Origin of the sequence: Leminorella richardii (assembly GCF_900478135.1) — a bacterium.
GTDB lineage: Bacteria > Pseudomonadota > Gammaproteobacteria > Enterobacterales > Enterobacteriaceae > Leminorella > Leminorella richardii.
Genome location: NZ_LS483470.1, coordinates 3371781 through 3397526 on the forward strand (window position 1 = coordinate 3371781; position 25746 = coordinate 3397526).

Genomic DNA, 25746 nt, shown 5'->3' on the forward strand with positions numbered 1-25746 from the left:
GTTATAGAAGTTTTTTACAGCTTGTTTTTCACTGTTTATTCATCTTGGTATAAAAAGAAGGTTTACATGTCAAATAATATCCGTATTGAAGAAGACCTGTTAGGCACACGCGAAGTTCCTGCCGAAGCATACTACGGCGTTCACACTCTGCGTGCTATCGAAAACTTTTATATCAGCAACAGCAAGATCAGTGACGTTCCTGAATTTGTTCGCGGCATGGTAATGGTGAAAAAAGCAGCAGCGCTGGCGAACAAAGAGCTGAAAACAATTCCTCGCGCTATTGCCGACACTATTATTCAAGCCTGTGATGAAGTACTGAAAAACGGCAAGTGCATGGACCAGTTCCCAGTTGACGTCTATCAGGGCGGCGCGGGTACCTCCGTTAACATGAACACCAACGAAGTTATCGCTAACATCGGTCTTGAGTTGATGGGTCACCAGAAGGGTGAATATCAGTATCTGAACCCGAACGACCACGTTAACAAGTGCCAGTCAACCAACGATGCCTACCCTACCGGTTTCCGTATCGCCGTTTACGCTTCTCTAATGAAGCTGATCGATGCGATCGAAGTACTGCGCGCTGGTTTCGACCGTAAAGCAGAAGAGTTTAAAGAAGTCCTGAAAATGGGCCGTACTCAGCTGCAAGACGCCGTTCCTATGACTCTGGGTCAGGAATTCCACGCGTTCAGCGTACTGCTGAAAGAAGAAGTGAAAAACATCCACCGCACCGCAGAGCTGCTGCTGGAAGTTAACCTGGGCGCTACCGCTATCGGTACTGGCCTGAACACACCAAAAGAGTACTCTCCTCTGGCGGTGAAAAAGCTGGCTGAAGTGACTGGTTTTGCCTGCGTACCGGCTGAAGACCTGATCGAAGCGACCTCTGACTGCGGCGCTTACGTTATGGTTCACGGCGCGCTTAAGCGTATGGCTGTTAAAGTTTCTAAAATCTGTAACGACCTTCGTTTACTGTCCTCCGGCCCACGTGCAGGCCTGAACGAAATCAACCTGCCTGAACTGCAGGCCGGTTCTTCTATCATGCCAGCTAAAGTTAACCCGGTTATTCCAGAAGTCGTTAACCAGGTTTGCTTCAAAGTCATCGGTAATGACATTTGCGTCACTATGGCTTCAGAAGCCGGTCAGCTGCAGCTGAACGTGATGGAGCCGGTTATCGGTCAGGCCATGTTCGAGTCTATCGAAATCCTGTCCAATGCCTGCCACAACCTGGTTGAGAAGTGCGTTGACGGCATTACCGCTAACAAAGAAGTGTGTGAAGCCTTTGTCTTCAACTCAATCGGTATCGTTACCTACCTGAACCCGTTCATCGGTCACCACAACGGCGACATCGTTGGTAAGATCTGTGCTGAAACAGGTAAGAGCGTACGTGAAGTTGTTCTGGAGCGCGGCCTGCTGACCGAAGCTCAACTGGATGACATCTTCTCTGTGAAGAACCTGATGCACCCAGAGTACAAGGCTAAGCGTTACGACGACTAGTCAATCGTTATACCTGTGAATGTTGAGTTGCCGCCTGAGGCAACGGTGCAAATCCCCGGATGAAGTGCCCGGAGTAACACAAGAGCAAGCTAAGCAGCAACATTAACGGCAACAGGAATAGGAGATAAAGGGCATGTTATCGCATAGAAGACATGCCTTTTTATCATCTATTAACGATATCAGCGCTTTATTTTGTGTTAACTCTATTTTTTAACACGCTTAAATCAAGGAAATAATTATATGTTAGCAGTGCAATTTGTGATCGTCCTGCTTGCAATCTATCTGGGCTCTCGCCTTGGAGGGATTGCCATCGGCTACGCAGGAGGCCTTGGCGTTCTGGTGCTGAGCGTTTTTTGCCAGATCAAACCCGGCAACATTCCGTTTGACGTTATCCAAATCATCATGTCCGTTATCGCAGCGATCGCAGCTATGCAGGTTGCCGGCGGTATGGACTACCTGGTTAGCCTCGCAGCGAAGCTACTGCGTAAGCACCCTAAATACATCACGTTCCTCGCTCCTATCGTCACCTATATCATGACGCTGCTGGCAGGTACTGGTCACACCGCATTCTCCACCATGCCGGTTATCGCCGAAGTCGCGAAAGGTCAGGGCATTCGTCCTTCCCGTCCGCTGTCAATCGCCGTTGTGGCTTCACAAATCGCGATTACCGCATCTCCAATTTCTGCTGCGGTCGTCTTTACGGCGGGCATTCTGGAGCCGGTTGGCGTTAGCTACCTGATGCTGCTGGGTATCTGTATTCCAACTACCTTTGTGGCCGTAATGCTGACCGCTATCGTCAGTAACTTCCTTGGCTGCGAGCTGAAAGACGATCCAGTTTACAAAGACCGCCTCGCTAAAGGTCTGGTCAGCGACACCAAAGTTGCCGACATCGTAATTAAGCCAGGTGCCAAGCTGTCTGTGGTACTGTTCCTGATCGGTATCGTCGCCGTTATGGCCTATGCGACTGCAATCAGCGGCTCTGTTGGCCTGATCGAGAACCCAATCCTGGGTCGTGACCACGCTATCATCGTCTTCATGCTGACCATCGCTACGGCAATCTGCGTGTTCTGTAAAATCGACACCAACCAGATCCTGAACGCGGCTACCTTCAAGTCCGGTATGAGCGCCTGCGTCTGCGTACTTGGCGTTGCATGGCTGGGCGATACCTTCGTTCAGGCTCACATCAACGAGATCAAAGAGTTCTCTGGCAGCCTGCTGCAAGACCACGCTTGGATGCTGTCTATCATCCTGTTCTTCGCTGCTACTCTGCTGTACTCACAGGCAGCAACGGCAAAAGCTCTGCTGCCTGCTGCGCTGGCGCTGGGCGTTTCTCCAGTTGGCGTAGTGGCGTCTTTCGCAGCGGTTTCTGCGCTGTTTGTTCTGCCAACCTACCCAACCCTGCTGGCCGCCGTACAGATGGACGACACTGGTTCAACCCGTATCGGGAAGTTTGTGTTTAACCACTCCTTCCTGGTCCCTGGCGTTGTCGCCATCGCCCTGTCAGTACTGTTCGGATTTATTGTAGGCAACATGGTTCTGTAATCTATAAAGATCTCTGGGAACCCACTGGGGCGCTATGCGCCCCAGTTTTCTTTCTGCTCTATTCTTTTCTTTCCGCTGCCGCCTTCCGTTTACTGACAATCCTCCCCTCGATCGGTATAGTGTTTCCCATGCGTCATGTGTTTTCCCACCGGCTTGAGGTAAACATAATGAAATCAGATAGCTCTGAAGCATCACCTGTCCATGCTGTGCTCGTTTTATGCACCGCACCCGATGAAGCCAGCGCTCAAGGGCTGGCGGCCAAAGTCTTGAACGAAAAGCTCGCCGCCTGCGTAACCCTGCTGCCCGGCGCGACGTCTCTCTATCACTGGCACGGGAAGCTGGAGCAGGAGTATGAAGTGCAGATGCTGCTGAAAACCGACAGGCAGCATCAGGACGCTCTAATGGACATGCTGAAACAGCACCACCCTTATGAAACACCAGAGCTGTTGGCTATCGACGTCAGCGGCGGTAATAAAGACTATCTATCATGGCTAAACGGCTCTCTAAACTGATTGCATTTTTCTGGCTGGCGCTGCTTTTCAGCGCCTTTAGCATACAGGCATCTCCATTTGACAGCCTCTCCGGCAAGAACAAATTTCTCAACGTCGACAGCGCGTTTGCCTTTGATTTTCAGCAAAACAACCAGCAGCTGACGCTAAAGTGGAGCATTGCTCCCGGCTACTATCTGTACCAGCATCAGATAAAGATTGAGCCAAAGAGCGCCGAACTTGCCCCTTTCACCCTGCCACAGGCGCAAACTCACCACGATAATTTCTACGGCGAAACGCTGGTGTACACCAACTCGCTGGATATTCCTCTGACGCTGACACAGGCCAGCGCTGACGCCATTGTCACCGTGACCTATCAGGGCTGTGCCGAGGCCGGTTTCTGCTACCCGCCAGAAACCCGTAAAGTACCGCTAAGCGCCTTAACGTCGGGAGAAACCGATTCCGCCTCATCGAGCGCATCAACAACATCAACATCGGCCAGCCAGCCAGCAGCAACGCAGGAAAGCAGTACCGAATCACTGCCGTTTTCCCCGCTCTGGGCGCTGCTTATCGGCATCGTCGCTGCGGCAACCCCCTGCGTGCTCCCCATGTATCCGCTGATTTCCAGCCTGATCCTCGGCAGCAAGCAGCGCATGAGCCTTGGTCGCGCGTTCTTTCTGGCCTTCGTTTACGTCCAGGGGATGGCTATCACCTATACGGCGCTGGGCATTGTCGTCGCGGCTGCCGGCATGCAGTTTCAGGCCTATTTCCAGCACCCTGCGGTGCTGATTGGGCTCTCGGCGCTGTTTATCCTGCTGGCGCTGTCGATGTTCGGCGTCTTTACCCTGCAGATGCCTTCTTCCATACAGACTCGCCTCACACAGTGGAGCAATGACCAGAAGTCCGGCTCCACGTTCGGCGTCTTTGCTATGGGCGCACTGGCGGGGCTTATCAGCTCCCCCTGCACCACCGCGCCGTTGACGGCTATTCTGCTCTATATTGCTCAAAGCGGTAACCTGCTGGTGGGCGGTGGAACACTGTACCTTTACGCGCTGGGCATGGGCCTGCCGCTGATTCTGGTGGCCGTTTTTGGCAACCGGCTGCTGCCCAAGAGCGGGCCGTGGATGGAGAGCGTGAAAACCGCCTTTGGCTTTGTGATCCTTGCCCTGCCGGTATTCCTCCTTGAGCGCGTTGTCGGCGACGTATGGGGTCTGCGCATGTGGAGCGCCCTCGGCGTTGCCTTCTTCGCCTGGGCGTTTATTACCAGCCTGAAAGCCAGCGCCTCGTGGGTACGCGTCCTGCAGATCGTGCTGCTGGCTGCGGCGTTTATCTGCGCTCGCCCTCTACAGGACTGGGCCTTTGGTGCGCCGACTGCATCCGTCCTTCCCTCTGAAGGGCGCTTTGCCTACGTGTCTGACGTCAGCGAGCTGAATCAGGCTATCGCTCAGGCCAAGGGCAAACCGGTAATGCTCGATCTCTACGCTGACTGGTGTGTTGCCTGTAAGCAGCTAGACAAAGAAACGCTGAGCCACGCCGACGTGGTGCAGGCGCTTTCCGGCACGGTTCTGCTTAAGGCTGACGTCACTGCCAACGAGGAACGCCACGCACAGCTGTTAAAGCAGCTTAACGTGCTTGGCCTGCCCAGCATCCTTTTCTTCGACGCTCAGGGTAAAGAGATCGTCGAAGCGCGCGTCACCGGATTTATGGACGCTCAGGCATTTCATGAACACCTGAAACGCCACGGCATTGTTCACTAAGGGACAGTAGTAACGATAAATATGGAGATAATCATGCGTACTTCTTTAGCTATAACGCTAGCGCTGCTGTTTTCCCATTCCCTCCTTGCAGCTGAATCCGAGGGCATCTCGTTTGACCACAAAGACTGGGAAATGGTCTGTGATAACGCCCACACCTGCCGAGCGGCCGGGTACGGCGTTGAAGAAAACGCGATCTCCGTTTTGCTAACGCGGGAGGCGGGAGCCGGGAAAAACGTCAGTGCGGCCGTCGTTTTCAGCGATTTTGACGACGAGACAGCGACCACCGAAAGCGTGACGATGTCTATCGACAGCGGAGCCAAACTTGCGCTGAAACAGGGCGAAGACGGCCAGTGGATCTTAACGCCAAAGCAAACCTCCTCTCTTATTACTGCGCTGATTCAATCCAAGCCGGTCGTATTTTATCAGGGCACAAAGGCTCAGGAAATTTCCAGCAGCGGCGTGAATGCCGTTTTGTTAAAAATGGACGAATTTCAGGGGCGCTTGGGCACGTCCGGTGCGCTGATGAAGAAAGGCAGCAAAAGCGAAAGCGGTGTACCACCTGCTCCAGTGCTGCCTAAAATCGTTGCCGCTAGTATATTCCCAGACAGTAAAGAAAAGCCGTTCCCTCAGGATAAGCTTGACGCCCTGTGGCCTGCATTAAGCCAAACGCTGCTTAATGAAGACTCATGCTTTATGTCTGGCGAAACAGAGAACGCACGCAAAGAAAGCCTGCGAGTCATTGCGCTGGACGAGAAGCACTCGCTTATCACAGGCGCATGCTGGATGGCCGCCTATAACTACGGCAGCGCCTACTGGCTTATCGACAGCGAGCTAAAAACGGCGCCGACGCTGATTGGTACTGACTTCACTTACTATGGAAACGGCGCTTTGCTGTCAAGCCAGAAAGGCCGCGGTATCGGCGACTGCTGGTCGCAGGACGAATGGACATGGGATGGCCGCGAATTTCAGAAAAGCCAGTCTTACACCACAGGAGCCTGTAAGGGCATCCGCGCGGGAGGAACCTGGAAGCTGTATGACTGGGTCACTCACGTCGTGAAGCCCTAACGCGCTTTTCACTCACGCGCTCACTTCGATAACGCCCGCTATGCGGGCGTTTTACTGTCCGAATCTGCAGGCGGCGCTACGCCGCTGCCTCCTTCACAATCCAGTCACGAAAGATCTCCATGGCGGGCGTTATAGGCTTCGACTTCAGGTGCGTTAGCCAGTAGCTTCCCATATCGACGTCGATATCAAACGGGCGAACAAGCTGCGCCGCCTCCAGCTCTCGGGTAAACATCTTCGGCGGCGCCAGCGCCACGCCGCCGGTGTGAATAGCGGCCTCAACCATCAGGCGCGATGAGTCAAAGACTAGGCCGTTCACTCTCTCCGCCGCCAGCCCTGCCGCGGCAAACCAGCTGTCCCACTCTTCAACGCGATAAGAGCGCAGCAGGTTCTCTTTCAGAAGATCGGCGGGGGTATTCAATCTCTGCGCGGTTTCAGCCGTACAGAGCACGCTGAGCGGCGCATTCAGCAGCATGTCGTTATGGGTTGACGGCCAAGATCCAGAACCGAAGCGGATGGCAAAATCCAGCCCTTCTGCCGCCAGATTAACGACGTTGTTATTAGTACGCAGCCTCAGCTCAACGAAAGGATGCAGCTGCCGAAACTTTTCAAGACGCGGGAAAAGCCAGCCTACGGCAAAGGTGCCAACCGCCGCCACGGTAAGCACTTCGCGATATCCGCCGCTTTCAAACTTATTAAAAATATTTTCAATCTGACCGAACACGTCAGTGAGCACGGCAAACAACGCCTGCGCCTCGTCGGTCATTTCCAACCCTCTCGGCAGACGCTTGAAAAGAACCATACCAAGGCGCTCCTCAAGCATACGAACCTGCTGGCTGACGGCTGCCTGAGTCACGTAGAGCTCCATCGCCGCTCGCGTAAAGCTCAAATGCCTGGCCGAGGCTTCAAACGCGCGTAGCGCATTAAGGGGAAGATTTGCACGCATAAACAGTTACCCATTAGATTTTCTTTAGGCTATGGGAAATTCTTCTCGCTTGTCAATAAACCCGTAACGGCGGATAGTTCTGCCACAAGACGATAACTTCAGGCCGAATTTATTTTAATTAACTATTTTTCATATAGATAAAATAAATCATGCCTCTTTTATTTTCTGACAACGACTGAGTAAATAACAGAAAGTGCATTTTTAAGACGCCCTTGGCAATACTTATTCTTTTATGTTCTTTCACGTTACAGGCTATTTATTACCCAAGGAGCTATTCATGCTTAAAAACGCCTTCCGCCACACGGCGCTTATCGCCGCCGCCACAGTACCGCTACTCTTTGGCAGCGCCTCACTGTGGGCAAATACCGCACCGAACGCGGACGCTCTCCAGCAGAAGCTGGCCGATTTGGAAAAAAGCACCGGAGGTCGTCTGGGCGTTGCCCTGATCAACACCGCCGATAACTCACAGATTGTTTATCGCGGTGATGAACGCTTTGCCATGTGCAGCACCAGTAAGGTCATGGCCGCCGCAGCGGTGTTAAAGCAGAGTGAAACCGATAGCCGCGTGCTGAGTAAAAAGGTTGCGATTACAAAAGCCGATCTGACCAACTGGAGCCCAATTGCCAAGAAGCACTTGGGTGCAGGAATGACGCTGGCTGAAATGAGCGCGGCGACGCTTCAATACAGCGACAATACCGCCATGAACAAAATCCTCACCCACCTTGGCGGGCCAGAGAAAGTCACCGCCTTTGCGCGCTCTATCGGCGACACTACCTATCGCCTGGATCGCACTGAGCCCGCGCTGAACTCCGCCCTTCCCGGCGACCCACGCGACACCACTACCCCACTGGCGATGGCAAAAAGCCTGCGCAGCCTGACGCTGGATAACGCCCTTGGTGAAACGCAGCGCGCTCAGCTAGTCGAATGGATGAAAGGAAATACAACCGGCGACGCCAGCATCCGCGCAGGCCTGCCAAAAAATTGGATCGTCGGGGATAAAACCGGCAGCGGCGACTACGGCACGACTAACGACATCGCCGTAATCTGGCCTGAAAACCGCGCCCCGCTGATTTTGGTCACCTACTTCACCCAGCCCCAGCAGAACGCCAAGGCTCGTCGAGACGTTCTGGCCTCAGCGGCCAAAATTGTGACTGAAGGGCTATAGCCATCAGCGAAAATCACCCGCTAGACGGGTGATTTTTCTCCTTTAAACGGCAAAACGCCGCAATGTTAATCAGTCAAACGCCCTTTTGACGATTTGTCATTGACGAAGCGGGCCGAATCGGGTTTAATGCCCGCCGTTGCCCGGATAGCTCAGTCGGTAGAGCAGGGGATTGAAAATCCCCGTGTCCTTGGTTCGATTCCGAGTCCGGGCACCACTTCTTCAAAGAACCCGCTTTTTAGCGGGTTTTTGCTTTTTAAATCCCTTCATATATTCGTTTGAAAGCATTAGGAAAATTCGCTAATCAATCAGATTTCCTCATACTGTAGAGCATCCCTGAGTTTTGTTACGCCCGTATTTTTATGGGTCTCGTTGGGGGTCTTTGGGTTCGATCAATGGTAAAGCCCCCACAATAGCCCTTACCTTTATGAGGGCAAACCTGCTGTGTTTCGAGATCTTCTCTCCTGCTTTTTCAACACAGTAATAATGTCGGTGGGCTGCCCGTCCGATTGCATCATACACATACCGCCACCTCGTCGATAAACTTCACGCCGTCGGCGGTGCGCAGCCAGCGCGGGGCTTTCATTTCCGCCGCAAAGTAATTGATCAGGTCATACAGCAGATAACTCAACTGTTTCTCCGTTTCAGAGGAAAATCCCTGTCCCGCCAGCGTCTGCGTCAGGGCAAGGCAGTAGTTGCAAAGTTCGGTGCATTCAGGCTCAAACTGGGGAGAGTTTGCAGGGAGAGTATCAACGGTCAGGCTTTCAACAAGATGGGGAGGGATGGGTTCTAACAGCGTGGGCTGGAGCAGCGTCAGAGCGGCGTTGAGTCTGCCGCAAAGCGCCATTTTTAACGCCATATCTTTGCTTTCAATCAGAGTTTCGGCGAAGTTTTCGCAGTGGCTGGCAAGGACAGTGAAATCAGTGGCGGCGTTGAAGGGAACGGAAAGTAATGGGTGTGTTTGGATTGGGGTAGTAGCCATAGGGGCAGCCTCGTTGATTAGGTTTTGCAAACCTCACCAGACCGCTGCTAAACGGGGTGGTGAGACGTAACAGGGTTAGCAGACCGGCATCAACGGAACCGGCGAGCGCGAACGCTCCCCGCTACGCCCCACCATAATATGGGCGTATGAAGGACACAAAAAAACCGCACTACGAAAAACGGCGGCTGTCCGCGTTGATAGTCAGGCTGCTAAACCCGGCACCTGAATTTGCAGGTACGGGCAAAAGATACCGCTATCAATTACAGGCCTCAAGCAGTTTTATTACGATAAGCGAGGCGTGGCGTTAATCTGGAATCCGCCTCGCAAAATCGTATGAGGGATTATTGTTTAGCTTTGCGTCTATGTTACACGTTTCGCTTAAACTGACCGAATACGTTTGAGTCCGCTTGTCTGTCGCGACCAGAAGTTTATATTCTCACAGATATGTCGATTTAAAGCGACATATCACAGAATAATCAAACCTAATGTTGCTATGCAGCATTGATGACTTTAAAATGGTTTAATAATTTTCAAAATTGTCCATCAAGAGGCGACATTTGCCAAACTATCTAAACTGGTTGATGCAAAACACCCTCCCTGGTCAGGTGCTGCTCCAATCATGGCTTACCCGTAACGGCATAGATCGTAAGCTCTCTTATCTCTATGTCCAGAATGGCTGGCTCAGACGAATCGCTCACGGCGTTTACTGCCGGACGGGTCGCGATCCAGACTGGGTGGATGCGGTTTACTGCCTGCAAACGCAGTGGGAAAAACCGGTTCGTGTAGCGGGGCTGACCAGCCTTGCACTACAGGGCCACGCTCACTATACCGAGCCGGGCAGACAACAAATCTGGCTCGCGCTTCCGGCTTACGTCAAACTGCCGGGATGGTTCGCCACCTTTGAACAATCCGCGACGTTTGTCACGCTGTATACGTCAGGCCTTACCGTTGATATCACGTTATTGACCACGGAACTGAAAATTGGCGACCGGCAGTTAGCAGGCAGTGTCCCGGAACTGGCCGCGTATGAGATCGCCTGCGGTGTTCCTTCGTTGATCTCGTTCGAGCATGCCGATGCTCTGTTTCAGGGAATGAATCTTCTCAGTCCGCGTAAATTGCAAACACTGCTCTGCGCCAGCCATTCGGTTAAAACCAACCGGGTGATGCTCTATCTTGCCCGGCGCAATGAGCATCCTTATTTTCGGTATCTCGATCAAAGCGGTATAGAAACAGGTACGGGAAAACGGCAAATCGTTCCCGGCGGCTGGCTGGAACCGGATTATCAAATCACCGTTCCCCGCGCATTTAAACCGGAAGGAGTCGAAGATGGATCTGCGTGATAGTTATGCCCGGCAGGTCAGGCTATTAATGGCTGCCCTGCCGCATGTGGCGAAGGAATCCTGTTTCGCATTGAAAGGCGGCACAGCAATCAATTTGTTTGTGCAGGATTTTCCCCGTCTGTCGGTGGATATCGATCTGGCGTATAAGACCTTTGCGGATCGCGATACCGATTTGGCAGCTATCAACGATGCTTTGAAGAGAATTACTGCATCGCTGAACAGTAAACCGGGGATCACCGCGATTCGACAGGAAAATAAAGCGGATGAGAAGCGCATCATTGTGAATACCACTGATGCACAGATAAAGATCGAGGTTAGTCCAGTCTGGCGCGGGCTGCTGCTGCCACCAACAGAAATGCCAGTATGTGAACAGGTGGAAATGGAATATGGATTCACCACCATGAATGTCGTTTCGCTGGCAGATCTTTATGGCGGTAAAATCTGCGCCGCGCTCGATCGCCAGCATCCGCGCGATCTGTTTGACGTGCTAAATATGCTGAAAAAACCGGGCCTGACGCGCGAGATCTTTGACGGTTTTCTTTGCTATCTGGCAGGCCATCCTCGCCCCATTGCTGAGTTACTGACTCCCAACTGGGATACAGCGCGGATCGCCACATTGTACGCACAGGAATTTTCAGGAATGACAACACAGCGGGAAACATCGCTGGAGTCGCTTTTATCAGTAACGACGTTGTTGCCACAAGCACTGAAATCGCATCTTACGGACAGGGATCGCCAGTTCTTACTCAGTTATAAGCAAAATACCCCTGACTGGTCGCTGTATCGCTATCCTGAAATTCAACACCTACCGGCTATTCGCTGGAAGCTGCGTAATCTGGCCGTACTGAAGGAAAAGAACCCGGCCAAGAATACGGCGGCGGTGAGCAAGTTAGAAGGAGTTCTGGAGCAGTACTTTTAGCTCTGGTTCTGAGGAAATGAATTGAGCCATGATGTTTAGTTATCTCAACTGCCTCATGTCCATATCTCAAAAACCGATTAAAATATTTATGTAATTCAATAAATAATAATTAACACTGTCAAATATTATCTCAAAAGTGCCTAATCCGACATATCAGCGTAAAGCTCAATGCAGGCGTGACGGTTCAACACCCCGCGGGCGAGGTAGGTATGTTTTTCACACCGTTATATGTGGACCTCGAACCGTTATGTGTGGAGTTCCATCCACTATATGTGGACCTCAGACCGTTATGTGTGGACCTGACTCCACACATAACGAAGCCTCTACCCTTAAACACCGATTCTTCGTGATAACCCTCAAAAAAACCAAAGCGATTCTTTGTGGGAGCCTTCGTGGGGTCGTTATTTACAAGAAATACCAACAATACCAATAACAAACAGCATGTTAATCGTGGATATGATTCCGAGTCTGGCACCACCTTTTCTTTTTTATACTCCCTAGCAAGTTCCCGTTCGAAATAAATTCAATAAATTAACGTAAAAACCTCTTCAGATGCTCTTTAATTTCCCCCTTCGTATCCAGAAAATCAGGGTCAGATTGAGTGACGAGAGCCGCCCCTATTCACCCTGCTACCGCAGGAAGCGACGGCTCTCAGCAAGTCAGGAGCCAGAGCGTTCTTGCTGGCGGGAACAAAGATCCAGCGCGACATCGACGATCATATCTTCCTGTCCTCCCACCATGCGGCGTTTACCCAGCTCAACCAGAATATCCACTGCGTTGATGCCATATTTCGCCGCAGCCACTTCACAGTGGCGCAGGAAGCTGGAGTAAACTCCGGCATAGCCCAGCGCCAGCGTTTCGCGATCGACGCGAACGGGCCGATCCTGCAACGGACGCACCAGATCGTCCGCCGCGTCCATCAGGGCATACAGATCGGTGCCGTGGTTCCAGCCAAGCTTATCCGCCGCCGCAATAAACACTTCAAGCGGTGCATTGCCGGCACCGGCGCCCATTCCGGCCAGGCTGGCATCTACACGATCGCAGCCTTCCTCCACGGCGACAATCGAGTTGGCAACCCCTAAGCTCAGGTTGTGGTGCGCATGGATACCGGTAAGCGTTTCAGGTTGAAGTACCGCTTTCAAGGCACGGAAACGGGCGCGAATATCGTTCATGTTCATCGCTCCGCCGGAATCTACCACGTAGATACAGGTTGCCCCGTAGCTTTCCATCAGTTTCGCCTGGCTTGCCAGATTGTCCGGCGTGGTCATATGGCTCATCATCAGGAAACCCACGGTGTCCATACCAAGCTCACGCGCATAGGCGATATGCTGTTTAGAGACGTCCGCTTCGGTACAGTGAGTGGCCACGCGCACAACCCGCGCCCCGGCGCTATAGGCATCTTTCAGATCGTGGATCGTGCCAATGCCCGGCAACAGCAGCGTGGCGATTTTTGCATGATGGGTGACGTCCGCCGCCGCCTCGATCCACGCCAGATCGGTATGTGCGCCAAAACCATAGTTAAAGCCGCTCCCTTGCAGGCCATCGCCGTGCGCAACTTCAATCGAATCCACCTTCGCGGCATCCAGCACTCTGGCAATATCTTGTACGTTCTGCAGCGTATACTGGTGGCGAATGGCGTGCATCCCGTCGCGCAAAGTTACATCCGAGATATAGAGTTTTTTCTCGTTCATCTCTGTTCTCCTGTAGCATCCGTCATCGCCTGAGCCATGCGCTCAGCGGTTGCCAGCGCAGCGGAAGTCATGATATCGAGGTTGCCTGCAAAGGCAGGCAGGTAGTGTGCTGCCCCCTCAACTTCCACAAACACGGAGGTTTTGAGGCCAGAAAAACGCCCAATGCCGGGCAGATTGAGCGGGGCTTCCGCCGGGATCTCATCAAACTGCACCTTCTGTTTTAGGCGATAGCCGGGAACATAGGCCTGCACAGCGGCTGCCATTGCATTAATCGACGCCTCAACCTTTGCGCGATCGGCGGCTTCGCTTAGCACATAAACCGTATCACGCATCATGAGCGGCGGCTCTGCGGGGTTCAAAACAATAATGGCTTTTCCTCTCTCTGCGCCACCGACAGCCTCAATCGCCTTGCTGGTGGTTTCGGTAAACTCGTCAATATTGGCGCGAGTACCCGGCCCTGCGGACTTACTGGCAATAGAGGCAACGATCTCGGCATAGTGGACTCTGGCCACTCGCGCGACTGCCGCCACCATCGGGATGGTCGCTTGGCCACCGCAGGTCACCATATTGACGTTAGTCTGATTAAGATTTTCTTCCAGATTAACCACCGGCACACAGTAAGGGCCAATCGCCGCAGGCGTCAGATCGATCAGACGGATCCCCGGTTTAGCCGCCCGGAGAATAGCTTCGTTTTTAACATGTGCCCCCACACTGGTGGCATCAAAGACAAAATCAATGTCGGCGAATTCCTGCATCACAATCAGGCCTTCCACACCGCTATGACAGGTCGGGACGCCCAGACGACGCGCGCGCGCCAGGCCATCCGACTCGGGATCGATACCCACCATCGCCCCCATTTCCAGATGTTTAGCGTTACGCAGGATCTTAATCATCAGATCGGTACCGATGTTGCCGGAACCGACGATCGCCACTTTTCTTTTACTCATAACTGGCTATCCTCACAGAAGTGAGCCGATACCGTACCCACCCCTTCAATTGTTGCCATAAAACTGTCGCCCGCTTTCACGGGTACCATCGGGCCTAGTGCCCCAGTCAGTACCACATCACCCGCACGTAACGGCGTCCCCAGGCTCGCCATTTTGCGCGCCAGCCAAACGGCAGCATTTATCGGGTGCCCCAGGCACTCGCTGCCATACCCGCTGGAGACCGCCTCGCTATTGCGCGTCATGGTCATACTGCAATGCTGCAAGTCCAGTCCATCAATCCGGCGCGCAGGGCCACCAAGGACATACACGCCGCAGGAAGCGTTATCCGCCACGGTATCGACAAACGCGATGGACCAGTCCTTAATACGACTCCCCACCACTTCCAGCGCGGGCATCACCCATTCCACCGCACTACACAGTTCATCGAACGTGGTATCGATATGCGGTAAATCACGCGCCAGCACTAGCGCAATCTCCGCTTCGATACGTGGCTGCATCACCCGTGAAAACGGAATGTTCTGGTTGCTGCCGTAGCACATATCGGCAAACAGGGTGCCAAAGTCCGGCTGGTCTACGCCCAGCTGTTGCTGAACCTTGGGATGGGTTAATCCCACTTTTCGTCCAATGACCCGGCGGCCAGCGGCCTGCCAGTGCTGCACATTCAGCTGCTGAATGGCGTAGGCGGCCTCCCCGTTGTTAATACCGAGGCGATCGCGCAGCGGTTCCATCACCTTGCCGCTGTTTTCTGACTGGCGTAGCGCCTCAGCCAGCCGCTCCAGACTGTAATCACTCATCATTCACTCCCTGATTAATGGCTGAGGAAATCCAGCACCAGACGATTGAAGGTGTCGGCATGTTCCCACTGCACCCAGTGTCCGCAGTTGCTGAACACGTGCAACTGCGATCCGGCAATACCCGCCAACAGTCGCAGTCCGGTATCCATTGGCACAAAGCGATCGTCACGCCCCCAGACGATCAGAGTCCTAGCTTTGATTTCGCCCAGACGCGAGCTGAAGTCCGGGAACTGCTTAGGATTAGCAGACAGGCTCTTGATAAAGTTCTCTAGGTGTTCGCGGTTCGCCAAAATGTTGTCGAGGCGGGTTTTAAACAGCGCTTCGGTCAGATCGCTGGGATCGTACACAAAGATGTTCATCATTTTGCGCAGGTTATCGATGCCGGGCTCACGATAGAGCCCCTGCAGAAGCTTGATACCTTCCGTCGGCATCGGCACAAACGGGCTGGCGCCTCCGGTGCCGCCTCCCATCAGAACCAGCTTGCCAACTCGCTCAGGCCAAGTCAGGGTAAAAGCAACAGCGCTATGACCCCCCATCGAGTTCCCCAGTAGATGCACCTGTTGCAGATCCAACGCATCCACCAGCCCTTTCAAAATGCGGGCGTTAAGGTCAGAGCGGGAGCCGGTGCTGACAATCGAGTCACTCTTGCTCCAGCCGGGGAAGTCCAGCAGGATCACGCGATAGCCTGCGGCGACCAGCGGTTCGATATTGCGGCTAAAGTTCGCCCAGCCGCTGGCTCCGGGGCCCGAGCCGTGGAGCATCACCACAGTTTGTGCACCGCTGCCGCAGTCGTTGTAGTGGATACGCAGCTCGGCTTCACCCTCGCGGATTTGTACGAAACGGCTGGTCTTCTCTTCAGTAAGGTCAAAATGTTGCGATGTCATGATGTTCTCCAGCAATAGTTTTTATTTCAGAGGCGCCGCACTCACGGAGCCGAATCCCGTGATCCACTCGGGTAGGGTGCGGTAATACCGCCCTTCGGCCTGATAGGGACCGAAGGCTGACAGCGCAGCGAAGGCAGCCATCCAGGATTTAACCTCATGGGCGGAACTGTCCGCGATCGCGGACAGTTCGTCATTGCCCAGCGCATCCAGCTCAGCGAGCTGTCCACTGGAAAGGATGTCCATAAACTGGTTGTCCCAGACCGGGTTGAGTGGATGCAGCGAGTTTTGATCTTCTACAAAGGCGCGTGCAGCAGAAATAACGCGGTGCTGGCGCAGCTGACGCTCGTCCGGCGGTAGTTTGCGACCGCTGCCCAACAGTCGATCGCGCATGTGGGCATCGGCACTGGCCAGCTGCGGTACCGGTGGCTGATGCGATAGCCCGCCTGAGCCTAAGATCAACACCCGTTTATTCAGACCGCGCGCAAAGCGCCCTATGGCTTCGCCCAGCAGGCGCGTGCGCTGAAAACCAGGCAGTGGCGGAGCCACGCCGTTGACGAACACCGGCAATACCGGGTAATTCGCCAGCCCCCCCAGCAAATACTCCAGAGGCTGGGCAAAACCGTGATCCACCTGCATGCAGTAGGACACCGCAACATCAACCCCTGCATCCAGCACCGCCTGCGCACAGGCTTCGGCCAACTCTGCGGGCACCGACAATTCACCCGCAGCGCTGCTGAAATCACCAATCGCTGTTGCCGCCATGCCAATACAGAAAGGCGGCATAATGTCGTAGAAAAAACCGTTGTAATGATCGGGTGCGAACAGGATCACCAGCTCGGGATCGAATGCCTTGATCCGCTCCCGCGCATCGGCAATGGTTTTTTCCACTTCTGCCAATACCTCAGGGACGGGGTCAACATACCCCATCAGCGGTGAGTGAGAGAGACAATGAAGATAAGCGTTCATATTAAGCCGCCTTGTTTTTAATCATTGGTGTATTTAGCGCGGAACGGAACGGCGATTGCCTGACGGTTCATCGTTCCGGGCATTAAAGCCCCCTCTCACCCACTCGCAAACCAGATCAACTCCCTTTACTGCGTAAGAAAGTCGAGTGAGAGGGGGAAACCGGTTAGCCCTCGCGTGGCTAAATCAAGCTCTTTAGCGCCACAAGTGGATCGGTCAACTGTTTTTCATCCACCTGACCGGCTTGCTGGATCAGCGTGCGCAGATGGCGCATTTCCCGGCCCTGGTTCAGGGTAATAGCCCCCACCAGACGCCCGTCCCGTACCGCAAACCAGATGGCGCTGTGCGCATCGGCGCTGCCACGCATCAACCAACGCTCGTTCTGCATGTCCCCGATAAATTGGATATTGCTGTCAAACTGATCGGTCCAAAACCAGACCGGCACTGCTGCCGGCAGCGGCTTGTCCAACATGGCGCAGGCCGCTACCGACGCCTGCTGGTTAGCGTTATCCCAGGTTTCCAGACGAACAAGCTGCTCCCCCCGGCGCTGTAAGGTGACGTCACCCGCCGCATAGATATCCGCCTCGGAAGTCCGGCAGCGATCGTCGACAATAATGCCGTTGGCCGTGGCCAAGCCGGCCTGACTGGCCAGCCGATCGTTGGCCTCAATACCAATGCCGTAAATCACCGCATCGCCCACCAGCCGTTCGCCGTCCTGCAACGTCAGCACGACATTACCCTGCTCCAGAGCAGCCTGTTCGATCCGGGCATTCAGACAAAAACGAACCTGATGCTGTTGATGCAGTTTCGTCAGGTATTCGCGCACCGGCGGCGGAGCGTTGCGTCCCATCACCGTCGATGCCTGCTCAATCACGGTGACCTCACAACCACATTGCCGGGCGCTGGCAGCCAGCTCGAGGCCAATGGTGCCGGCGCCAACAATCAGGATCCGTTGGTTCGCCTTCAATACCGTACGCAACCGGCCTGCATCTACCGCCGTACGCAAGGTATGCGACTTATCACCCAGCGCATCCAGTAATGCCAGACGTCGCGCTCTGGCTCCGCTCGCCAGCAGTAGCCTGTCCCACTTCAGCTCTTCCCCATCAGACAGCACCACAGTGCGCTGTTGGGTATTGATAGCCACAGCCCGCGTGCTGCGGCGCAGAATAATGTCATTCTCCTTATAGAAGCTGGTGGGAAGAATGCCTTGCAGCTGCGGTGTGGGCGATAGCAGCGCGTCTTTAGACAAAGGAGGGCGCTCATAGGGAATGTCCGGTTCGTCACTGACTACAGTGATGGTGCCGGCAAACTGCTGTGCGCGCAGCGCTGCGGCTGCCATAACCCCAGCCTGACCGCCGCCGATAATCACTATCTGTTTCATAGCTTGCTCCTATAACAGCAGCCCACCCGCAACGTGGCGGATCCCCCAGATCGCCAGACCCGCATCGGCATTGATCGTCACGCCGCTCAGTGTCCGGTTGTTACGGCGCGAGGCCAGCATCACGTAAGGGCCAGTAAAATCTTCCGGCGCAGGAGAGAATTGCAGCGGCAAAATGGCGGCGATCTTTTCTGGCGTCAGCGATTGCATAATTGAGGTGTCCTGCTGCCCCAATGCCTGCGGACCGCGTAAATCGCTGGCCATCCCGCAGGGGCCTACACCGTTGACCCGAACCTTGGGAGCCAGCTCATAGGCCAGCTGACGAATCAGCCCCACCGCCGCATGCTTGCTGGCGGTATAGAGCGGGCCACCGCCGCCGGGATACCAAGCCGCATTAGAGAGGGTGAAAATCATGCTGCCAGAGGATTCAAGCAGCGCAGCGGCGCTGGCTCTAGCCCCCAGCAGATAGCCTTTAACGTTAACGGCAAACAGTTCGTTAAAGCCCGACTCCAGCTGCTCTGGCGATGTGGCTAACAGCGACGCGTTATGGTCCCAGATACCGGCATTGCCGATAAAACAGTCCAGACGCCCGAAGCGGGACAGCGCCATCTTCACCGCTCGCTGATTATCGGCAAAAGAGGTGACATCCCCCTGCACCGCAACAATCTGCTCGCCAAACTGCTGCTGTAATCGGGTTACCTTCTCAGCAGAGCGTTCCAGAGTCACTACGCGGGCGCCCTCTTCAATAAAGCGCGCTACCAGAGCCAGCCCCAACCCTGAGCCTCCGCCGGTTATCAGCACTACATCATCATTGAGATCGGACATCAGGCACCCTCCGGTAAATCAATAAACACCGACCCCTCTATCACGGAAACCGGATAGGTTTGCAGCGGTACCGTAGCGGGCATGCATAGCGCCTTGCCGGTTTTCAGGCAAAAGCTTGCTGCGTGCAGCGGGCATTCCACGGTAGCGTTATCCTCGATATAGCCTTCAGACATTGAAGCATTGCCGTGGCTACAGCGATCGTCGATGGCGTAATACTCTCCAGCTACGTGAAACAGCGCGATCGCTGGTTCAGTATCGAGCCGGAGAGCTTCTCCCTCCGGCAGCGCCCCCACAAGACAGACATGGATTCGTTTCATCAGAACATTACACTCATGTTGTGAGAAGTGATGACCGCCTGGTCGAGAATAATTTCACGCCCACACAGCCCCCAGCCCTCCGCCGTGGATCGGCGTCGTAGCAGGTCGGTACGAGTGCCGACATAAAAGGTTTCGTCGCGCTCTTTTTGCGCTCGATAAAGCAGATAGTTCACCCGTACCGAGAACACATCGGCCTGCGCCGTTTCGCTGATAATACAGTTGCTAACCATATGGCGAGTGCGGGACGGAGGCTCCTCCGCCCAGGCCATGCCGGTTTCCAGACGGGCAATCCGGCGCTCAAGCTGCGATTTGGTATCGTTAAAAATCCAAGTAGTCGGAGGCTGTATCCCTTTGCGCCGATCGCGAGTCTGGGCGTTGACTGTGGTACGCATGGTGTAGCTCAAGTCATCATCAAGCAGTTCCAGCCAGGCGCGGAACTCCCAGTCATCCAGCAGTGCGGCCTCATGATAGAGGAACTGGGTAATCTGATGCTGAAGTTCAATAGAGATGGAAGGGCTCATTTCATCACCTCCTGCTGATAGGCTGCGGTTTTTTCCTGAACTTCCTGCCAGCTGTCGCTGCTCAGTAAATCCGCCCAGCGCTGGTACATGCCGCGCGCTGCGGTTTCAGAAAAAATGTAGTTAGTAATGCCGGGGATGCCGTCTTCACGGCGTTTTTCCTGATGCAGCCCCATCTCTAGGCAAAGTGGGCTGTGGCGAGCCTGGTGGCCTTTAAGCAGTTTCTGGATCTCGCACCAGTTTTCCGAGTCATCCTGTTCAAGGAAGCCGGCAGGGCCAAAAGCTCGGGTGGCGCTGTTTTCAAACGCCGCCTTGGTTTCTGGCGAAGCGGCCTTATCGGCGATACAGAACGCCCAGACTTCTACCTGATCCGGCCCGCGAGGATGCCAGACTCGCAGGGTGGCGGTGCCATTAAGCCAGGAAAGGGTCGGGAAAATATTGTTATGCCCGGCTAGGCGTAAGGCACGGATCTTACCAAGGCGCTGCTCTGCTTCAGGGTAGCTTGCGGTAGTAGCGCGAGACTTCGCCGTCAACCCACACGTTAGCGTCCGGCTTTTCGGTGAAGAAGAAGCCGCTGCCGTGACCATCCTGACCAAACTGCACCGCGTCTTTGGCGGTTTCCCAGACCGGACGTGGCGTCTGGCCTTCTCCCAGCTTTTTATCGCTACCGTCGTGCATACCGCCTAACACCTGTACCGCCGAAACGTGGCTGAACAGGGCATGATACTGATCGCTGGCGAACTGCTCTGCCGGGAATTTCCAGTTACAGTTAATCACCCACTTCTGTATGCCACCCACAATTTCGGTACCGCTTTCACGGCGATCCAGCAGACCGTCCAGATACCAGGCCATATCTCCCAGATATTCACCAAGTGGCGGTGCGCTGGTATCCCAGTTGCCGAATATCAGGCCTTTATAGCTTTCGACACAGGGCACCTCTTTCAGTCCCCAATGGGATTTACACAGGCCTTGTGGATAGGCGCGCGGCTCTAATGGCACCTCGGTCAATTCGCCATCAATACCATAAGACCATCCGTGATAGGGACAGGTAAAAGCGCGGGTATTACCACTGTCTGCGTAGCTGACTCGCATTGCCCGGTGCCGACACTGGTTGAGAAACGCCTTGATGGATCCGTCCTTTTGTCGGATCACCACCACTGCGTCTTCACCCATATAGGTGTTAAAGAAATCGCCTGGGTTGGGGATCTGGCTTTCATGTGCCAGAAACAGCCAGCAGCGACCAAATATGCGCTCCAGTTCTAATTGATAAATTTCTGGATCGGTATAGATTCGCGGCAAAACCTGTCCATTTTGGGTATCAATCAGGCTATAAATGTCTAATTTTGCGTTTGTGGTCATATTATTTGATCCTCATTAAAGAGATGTGTTGACCTTCGTAGGGAGTTGCGTAAAAGATGTTGCTTTCAAGTTGCTATTTTGTGAAATAGTAAAAATCGACCGTACCAGACATTTTTCCTATAATGGGAGAAAAAGGCATGTAACTAAGACACTTACGTTATTTTGTCGCGGTAGCTGAAGAGCTTAATTTCACTCGGGCTGCAGAAAAATTACACACGTCGCAGCCCTCCTTGAGCAGCCAAATCAAAGATCTTGAGGGCTGTGTCGGCGCCCCACTGCTGATACGAAATAATCGCCAGGTTTCGTTAACCCCTGCCGGAGAAGTGTTCTTGCAGCAGGCCATCAACATCCTTGAGCTATCCGAACAGGCAAAGCAGCTGGCGCGGAAGGCAATGGAACAGCAGGTGCAGCTGATTATTGGGTTTGTTCCCTGCGCGGAAGTGAATATCCTGCCCGACGTTCTGTCTCAGCTACGTTTACAGCTACCCGCATCCAGCATCGAGCTGGTGAGCGTCGCCACTACGCAACAGGAAGAGAAATTATTAAAAGGAGAAATTGACGTTGGCTTTATGCGCCACCCGATTATCAGCGATCGGCTGAACTACCGAGTGGTTTATCGTGAACCTCTGATGGTAGTTATGCCCGTCGATCATCCGTTGAGTAAAGAATTGCAGCTAAAACCGCATCATCTTGATGGTGAAAACTTTATCGGTACCGATCCGGCCCACTCGGGTGCGCTCTATCAGATAGTGACCGACTATCTCGCGGAGTCCCACAGTGCCCCCCATATCGTGCAGGCTGCGACCAATATTCTGGTTACCATGAATCTGGTGGGGATGGGGCTGGGGATTTCCATTGTGCCACACTATGTTTGTCATTTTCAGTCATCGAACGTGGTATTCCGGCCTCTACCGGTCAGTGCACCACAGATTGAACTATTGATGGTGTGGCACAGGGAAAACGATACCCCGGCTCTGGCTCAGATGATCGATCTGGTTGAGGAGAAGTCCGCAGCTTAGCCGCAACCCGACCTTCTTTTAGTCCTCTCCCGGATTTAGTGATTCTTTGTAACATCAACAGCATAAGCCTTCTACACAGTCACACAGCGATGCATTGCGAAAGATACCGCGACGATACGCCTTGATGTATCTCTATATGCTCCAACGAATTGATATCAGTTATTTAATAAAGCTATGATCAGGCCTTATCGATAGCGGATGATGACAAATGCTCAAAAGAGACGATGTAATACCACGCGCCTATAAGCAGGTGGATGTATTTACCTCCTCGCCATTACAGGGGAATCCTTTGGCGGTGATTCTAGATGCAGAAGGGCTGAATGATGCGCAGATGCTTTCACTAGCCCGCTGGACCAACCTTTCGGAAACGACGTTTGTTTTCAAACCGACTAACCCGCTTGCAGACTATCAGGTGCGCATTTTTACCCCCGAAAAAGAGCTGCCCTTTGCCGGGCATCCAACATTGGGAACGGCCCATGCCTTGTTGGAAGCCGGGCTAGTGCCCAAACAGCCGGGAGTTATTGTGCAAGAGTGCGGGGTTGGTCTGGTTACGGTCAACATCTTACCTGAAGGGACGCTGGCGTTTGCCGCGCCTGCGGTAGCGTTTCGAACGCTGACTATTGAGGAAAGGGATCGTCTAGCAAACGCTTTTCAGCCCGCAACTATTGAAGCAGATATTGTGCCAGTGGTTGCCGATATGGGCATTCGCTGGCTAATGGTTCGTATGCCAAGCGCGCAATCCTGCCTGACAGTAGCGCCGACTCAGTCCATGATTAAAGAGCTGCAAACTGATTATCACGTTGATGGCGTAGTGATTTATGGCGCCTATTCATCTGGCTATCCAGCAGACTATGAAATGCGCGCGTTTCTGGTTGAGCAGGATAAGCTAGTTGAGGATCCTGTGACTGGCAGTGCAAATGCGTGCCTGGCCCGCTTGTTGAAAGCCAATGGCTTCCCCGACGGAGGCTTAACGGCACAGGGATATCAGGTTCGACAAGGCACTCAACTGCATCGAGAAGGTCGAGTTAATGTTCGTTTTATTCACGATGAACCATGGATTGGCGGGCAGAGCTGCACGCTGATTAATGGATGGCTACACATTTAAGTATAGTCATCTTAAGTATGTTTAACGCCAGGAAAGCCGCTTTTTTGATGACTGGACTGGCCGGTCTTTTATTCTAATATTTATCGTCAATATAGAGTTACCCCTGTGGATAACTCTATATTTGAATATTGATACCTGAACGAGAAAGCACACAGTCTCTTTACCATCAGTGCTACATAAGCAAAGATTATTCTTCTAAAATATATTTCACAGGCGTTGCATTCTCTATATTATCAATAGCTGCACCAATTCTTGAAACATCCACAATTAATTTATTTTTCTGCGCTTCCGATAGCGATGATGTAAACGATAGTTTAACAGTCAGTGATGGAAAACCGGCTCGGTGTTCATCGCTAACGCCCATTGCCTTAGAAAAATCAACGGTCCCGGTTACAGACACTTTAATATTGCTGATGTCCAATTTTTGCTGTACGGCTAATAGCTGTATTGTTGAAAGAACACAGCTTCCATAAGAGATCGCTAACAGCTCAGGAGGCGTAGGCCCAGTGTCGTCCGCCCCGAACTCCTTAGGCTGATCGATAATAATTTTATGCCCGCGAACCTGCGCCTCTTGAGCGCGATTTTTGATTTCCCGTATTTCAACATTGATTGGATATAGCATCGTTTTATCTTCACTTTTACCAACTGCTATCGCTGGCATAGCCACTATAGTGGAAAATATAAAAAATAATAAAGTTTTATACATAGCCTTCACCCTTCCCTTTTTATATAAAAATACGCCACAAACTCCATTAGCAATAATTTCACTATTATTTATATGCGTTCTAAAAAACAACAAAAATTAAGACAAATAGAGTCTCAATTACTCAATAAAATCATGATGAATATTTATTTTTAACTGAAAACCATCTCATAAAAAATAAAAACTCATCCTATATTCATGATTCAATTCATTAAGGATAAGATTTATTATGCCGGTGGATTTTATGTGTCACGCTTTAACAGTTGACCGTGATTCAGGTTGTTTAGCGTGGTAGATGATGTTAATCGGTAGGCTCTGGCAATCGACGTTGAACGCGATTAATGACAATAACAAAGCAGTGGACACTCTTCCCTTTCACTCCCCATTCGTCTTTAAGAAAGTCAGGTTCTAGGCGGGTCTTGCCACTCTATGAGTAGAAAGCCCCGCCCAGAACCTAAAATAGACGGCTATTTAGGCCTGCATTAACCCTGCAAATTGACGACGACTCGGCCTCTTATTTTACCATCCATTAATTGAGCGATAGCGGGGATAACGCCATCCAAGGATATTTCTGAACTGATTTTATCGAGCAGCGCGGCGTCGACAATTTCAGCCAGTCGATCCCAGGCCTGAACTCTGTCTTCATAAGAGCGCATGACACTGTCTATTCCGGCGAGCGTAACGCCGCGTAATATGAACGGGGCAACATTGCTGTTGAAGTCCATCCCCTGAGCCAGACCGCAGGCGGCTACAGTTCCACCGTAAGCGGTACTGGCACAGACGTTCGCCAACGTGTGGCTTCCCACGCTGTCGATTGCCGCCGCCCAGCGCTCTTTCATTAAGGGCTTACCCGCTTCTGAAAGCTCTTTTCTATCGATAACTTCCGCTGCGCCAAGCTCATTCATCAAATAGTTAGACTCTTCAATACGTCCCGTTGAGGCAATCACCTGATAGCCTAGACGCGACAGGATGGCGATTGAAAAGCTCCCAACGCCGCCGTTGGCACCTGTCACTAATACTTTACCGCTCTGAGGCGTAATACCGTTCTTTTCCAACGCAATCACTGACAGCATCGCCGTGTAGCCTGCGGTTCCGATGGCCATAGTTTGCTTTGGCGTTAGCCCTTTAGGCATGGGAACAAGCCATTGACTATTGAGCCGAGCGATTTGAGCAAGCCCACCCCAGTGTTTCTCACCAACGCCCCCATCCATTAAGAAGCACCTCATCCCCAACGCTATATTGAGACGTTGAACTCTCTATCACTGTTCCCGCTAAATCGATACCCGGCACCATAGGGAACTTGCGTACTACCGGACTTTTTCCCGTAATGGCCAGTCCGTCTTTATAATTTAAGGAGGAGTAGCTGACCTTAACCGTGACGTCCCCTTCAGGCAGCGATGCTTTATCAATATCCACAACGTCCGCACAATACGTATTCTCGTCTTTATTCACTAAAATACCTTTAAACATACTATTTTCCTTTTATAAGCCCATGATATTTTGATAAAACCCACATTCAATAAAACGAATAAACGTATTTAAATAACAGCACGC

At 52.8% G+C, this 25746-nt stretch carries 21 protein-coding genes, 1 tRNA gene and 3 pseudogenes; 11 read left to right on the forward strand and 14 right to left on the reverse strand.

What is annotated here, in order from left to right; all coding sequences use genetic code 11:
* The first annotated feature begins 66 nt into the window (after window positions 1-66).
* From aspA to DQM29_RS15430, 5 genes are all read left to right on the forward strand, one after another.
* A complete protein-coding gene (gene aspA / locus DQM29_RS15410; protein ID WP_111742127.1) occupies window positions 67-1491 on the forward strand; it encodes an aspartate ammonia-lyase in 1425 nt (474 codons plus the stop codon).
* A 240-nt stretch (window positions 1492-1731) separates the two neighbouring features.
* On the forward strand, window positions 1732-3033 hold the full coding sequence (locus tag DQM29_RS15415) for an anaerobic C4-dicarboxylate transporter (protein ID WP_111741503.1): 1302 nt from the start codon (window positions 1732-1734) through the stop codon (window positions 3031-3033).
* Window positions 3034-3200: 167 nt separating this feature from the next.
* The gene (gene cutA, locus DQM29_RS15420; protein ID WP_111741504.1) at window positions 3201-3545 is read left to right on the forward strand and encodes a divalent cation tolerance protein CutA; all 345 of its coding nucleotides are present in this window, start codon (window positions 3201-3203) and stop codon (window positions 3543-3545) included.
* Window positions 3521-5278 carry a protein-disulfide reductase DsbD gene (locus DQM29_RS15425; protein ID WP_111741505.1) on the forward strand — a complete coding sequence of 586 codons (1758 nt, stop codon included), beginning with the start codon at window positions 3521-3523 and terminating at the stop codon, window positions 5276-5278. Before cutA ends, DQM29_RS15425 begins: the two co-directional genes overlap by 25 nt.
* A gap of 33 nt (window positions 5279-5311) precedes the next feature.
* Window positions 5312-6343 carry a DUF1176 domain-containing protein gene (locus DQM29_RS15430; protein ID WP_170126559.1) on the forward strand — a complete coding sequence of 344 codons (1032 nt, stop codon included), beginning with the start codon at window positions 5312-5314 and terminating at the stop codon, window positions 6341-6343.
* A 76-nt stretch (window positions 6344-6419) separates the two neighbouring features.
* Here the strand turns inward: DQM29_RS15430 and DQM29_RS15435 are convergent, their stop codons facing one another.
* A complete protein-coding gene (locus DQM29_RS15435) occupies window positions 6420-7286 on the reverse strand; it encodes a LysR family transcriptional regulator (RefSeq protein WP_111741507.1) in 867 nt (288 codons plus the stop codon).
* A 277-nt stretch (window positions 7287-7563) separates the two neighbouring features.
* Between DQM29_RS15435 and bla the strand changes: the two genes are divergently transcribed.
* Window positions 7564-8451 carry a class A beta-lactamase gene (bla, locus tag DQM29_RS15440; RefSeq protein WP_111741508.1) on the forward strand — a complete coding sequence of 296 codons (888 nt, stop codon included), beginning with the start codon at window positions 7564-7566 and terminating at the stop codon, window positions 8449-8451.
* Window positions 8452-8589: 138 nt separating this feature from the next.
* A tRNA-Phe gene (locus DQM29_RS15445) sits at window positions 8590-8665 on the forward strand.
* A gap of 297 nt (window positions 8666-8962) precedes the next feature.
* Here DQM29_RS15445 and DQM29_RS15450 read toward each other — a convergent pair.
* Window positions 8963-9430 carry a hypothetical protein gene (locus DQM29_RS15450; protein ID WP_111741509.1) on the reverse strand — a complete coding sequence of 156 codons (468 nt, stop codon included), beginning with the start codon at window positions 9428-9430 and terminating at the stop codon, window positions 8963-8965.
* Between the two features lie 557 nt (window positions 9431-9987).
* Between DQM29_RS15450 and DQM29_RS15455 the strand changes: the two genes are divergently transcribed.
* Window positions 9988-10770: a type IV toxin-antitoxin system AbiEi family antitoxin domain-containing protein gene (locus DQM29_RS15455; protein ID WP_172622636.1), complete on the forward strand. Its 783-nt coding sequence runs from the start codon at window positions 9988-9990 to the stop codon at window positions 10768-10770.
* Complete coding sequence (locus DQM29_RS15460) at window positions 10757-11689, forward strand: nucleotidyl transferase AbiEii/AbiGii toxin family protein (RefSeq protein WP_111741510.1); 933 nt, start codon at window positions 10757-10759, stop codon at window positions 11687-11689. Before DQM29_RS15455 ends, DQM29_RS15460 begins: the two co-directional genes overlap by 14 nt.
* Before the next feature lie 659 nt (window positions 11690-12348).
* Here the strand turns inward: DQM29_RS15460 and mhpE are convergent.
* The 10 genes and pseudogenes from mhpE to hcaE form a co-directional block, all read right to left on the reverse strand.
* Window positions 12349-13380, reverse strand: a complete 1032-nt coding sequence (gene mhpE / locus DQM29_RS15465; RefSeq protein WP_111741511.1) for a 4-hydroxy-2-oxovalerate aldolase — start codon at window positions 13378-13380, stop codon at window positions 12349-12351.
* Window positions 13377-14327, reverse strand: coding sequence for an acetaldehyde dehydrogenase (acetylating) (locus DQM29_RS15470; RefSeq protein WP_111741512.1), 951 nt, complete (start codon window positions 14325-14327; stop codon window positions 13377-13379). The genes mhpE and DQM29_RS15470 overlap by 4 nt, the downstream gene beginning before the upstream one ends.
* Window positions 14324-15121: a 2-keto-4-pentenoate hydratase gene (mhpD, locus tag DQM29_RS15475; RefSeq protein ID WP_111741513.1), complete on the reverse strand. Its 798-nt coding sequence runs from the start codon at window positions 15119-15121 to the stop codon at window positions 14324-14326. Before mhpD ends, DQM29_RS15470 begins: the two co-directional genes overlap by 4 nt.
* Before the next feature lie 14 nt (window positions 15122-15135).
* Window positions 15136-16005, reverse strand: a complete 870-nt coding sequence (locus DQM29_RS15480; protein WP_111741514.1) for an alpha/beta fold hydrolase — start codon at window positions 16003-16005, stop codon at window positions 15136-15138.
* Between the two features lie 21 nt (window positions 16006-16026).
* Entirely contained in the window at window positions 16027-16971 is a 945-nt protein-coding gene (gene mhpB / locus DQM29_RS15485; RefSeq protein WP_111741515.1) for a 3-carboxyethylcatechol 2,3-dioxygenase, read from the reverse strand.
* Between the two features lie 178 nt (window positions 16972-17149).
* Window positions 17150-18349 carry a 3-phenylpropionate/cinnamic acid dioxygenase ferredoxin--NAD(+) reductase subunit gene (hcaD, locus tag DQM29_RS15490; RefSeq protein WP_111741516.1) on the reverse strand — a complete coding sequence of 400 codons (1200 nt, stop codon included), beginning with the start codon at window positions 18347-18349 and terminating at the stop codon, window positions 17150-17152.
* 9 nt (window positions 18350-18358) lie between these two features.
* Complete coding sequence (hcaB, locus tag DQM29_RS15495) at window positions 18359-19171, reverse strand: 3-phenylpropionate-dihydrodiol/cinnamic acid-dihydrodiol dehydrogenase (protein WP_111741517.1); 813 nt, start codon at window positions 19169-19171, stop codon at window positions 18359-18361.
* Entirely contained in the window at window positions 19171-19488 is a 318-nt protein-coding gene (gene hcaC, locus DQM29_RS15500) for a 3-phenylpropionate/cinnamic acid dioxygenase ferredoxin subunit (RefSeq protein ID WP_111741518.1), read from the reverse strand. Before hcaC ends, hcaB begins: the two co-directional genes overlap by 1 nt.
* Complete coding sequence (hcaF, locus tag DQM29_RS15505) at window positions 19488-20009, reverse strand: 3-phenylpropionate/cinnamic acid dioxygenase subunit beta (protein ID WP_111741519.1); 522 nt, start codon at window positions 20007-20009, stop codon at window positions 19488-19490. Before hcaF ends, hcaC begins: the two co-directional genes overlap by 1 nt.
* Window positions 20006-21365: pseudogene (gene hcaE, locus DQM29_RS15510) on the reverse strand (3-phenylpropionate/cinnamic acid dioxygenase subunit alpha). The gene hcaF and the pseudogene hcaE overlap by 4 nt, the downstream one beginning before the upstream one ends.
* 143 nt (window positions 21366-21508) lie before the next feature.
* On the opposite strand from hcaE, the pseudogene hcaR reads away from it, so the two are divergent.
* Window positions 21509-22384 (forward strand): annotated as a pseudogene (gene hcaR, locus DQM29_RS15515) (DNA-binding transcriptional regulator HcaR); the annotation flags it as partial.
* Window positions 22385-22592: 208 nt separating this feature from the next.
* Window positions 22593-23489: a PhzF family phenazine biosynthesis protein gene (locus DQM29_RS15520; RefSeq protein ID WP_111741520.1), complete on the forward strand. Its 897-nt coding sequence runs from the start codon at window positions 22593-22595 to the stop codon at window positions 23487-23489.
* A 187-nt stretch (window positions 23490-23676) separates the two neighbouring features.
* On the opposite strand, the gene DQM29_RS15525 is transcribed toward DQM29_RS15520, so the two are convergent.
* Complete coding sequence (locus DQM29_RS15525) at window positions 23677-24195, reverse strand: OsmC family protein (protein WP_111741521.1); 519 nt, start codon at window positions 24193-24195, stop codon at window positions 23677-23679.
* A gap of 479 nt (window positions 24196-24674) precedes the next feature.
* Window positions 24675-25662: pseudogene (gene acuI, locus DQM29_RS15530) on the reverse strand (acrylyl-CoA reductase (NADPH)).
* Window positions 25663-25746: the final 84 nt, after the last annotated feature.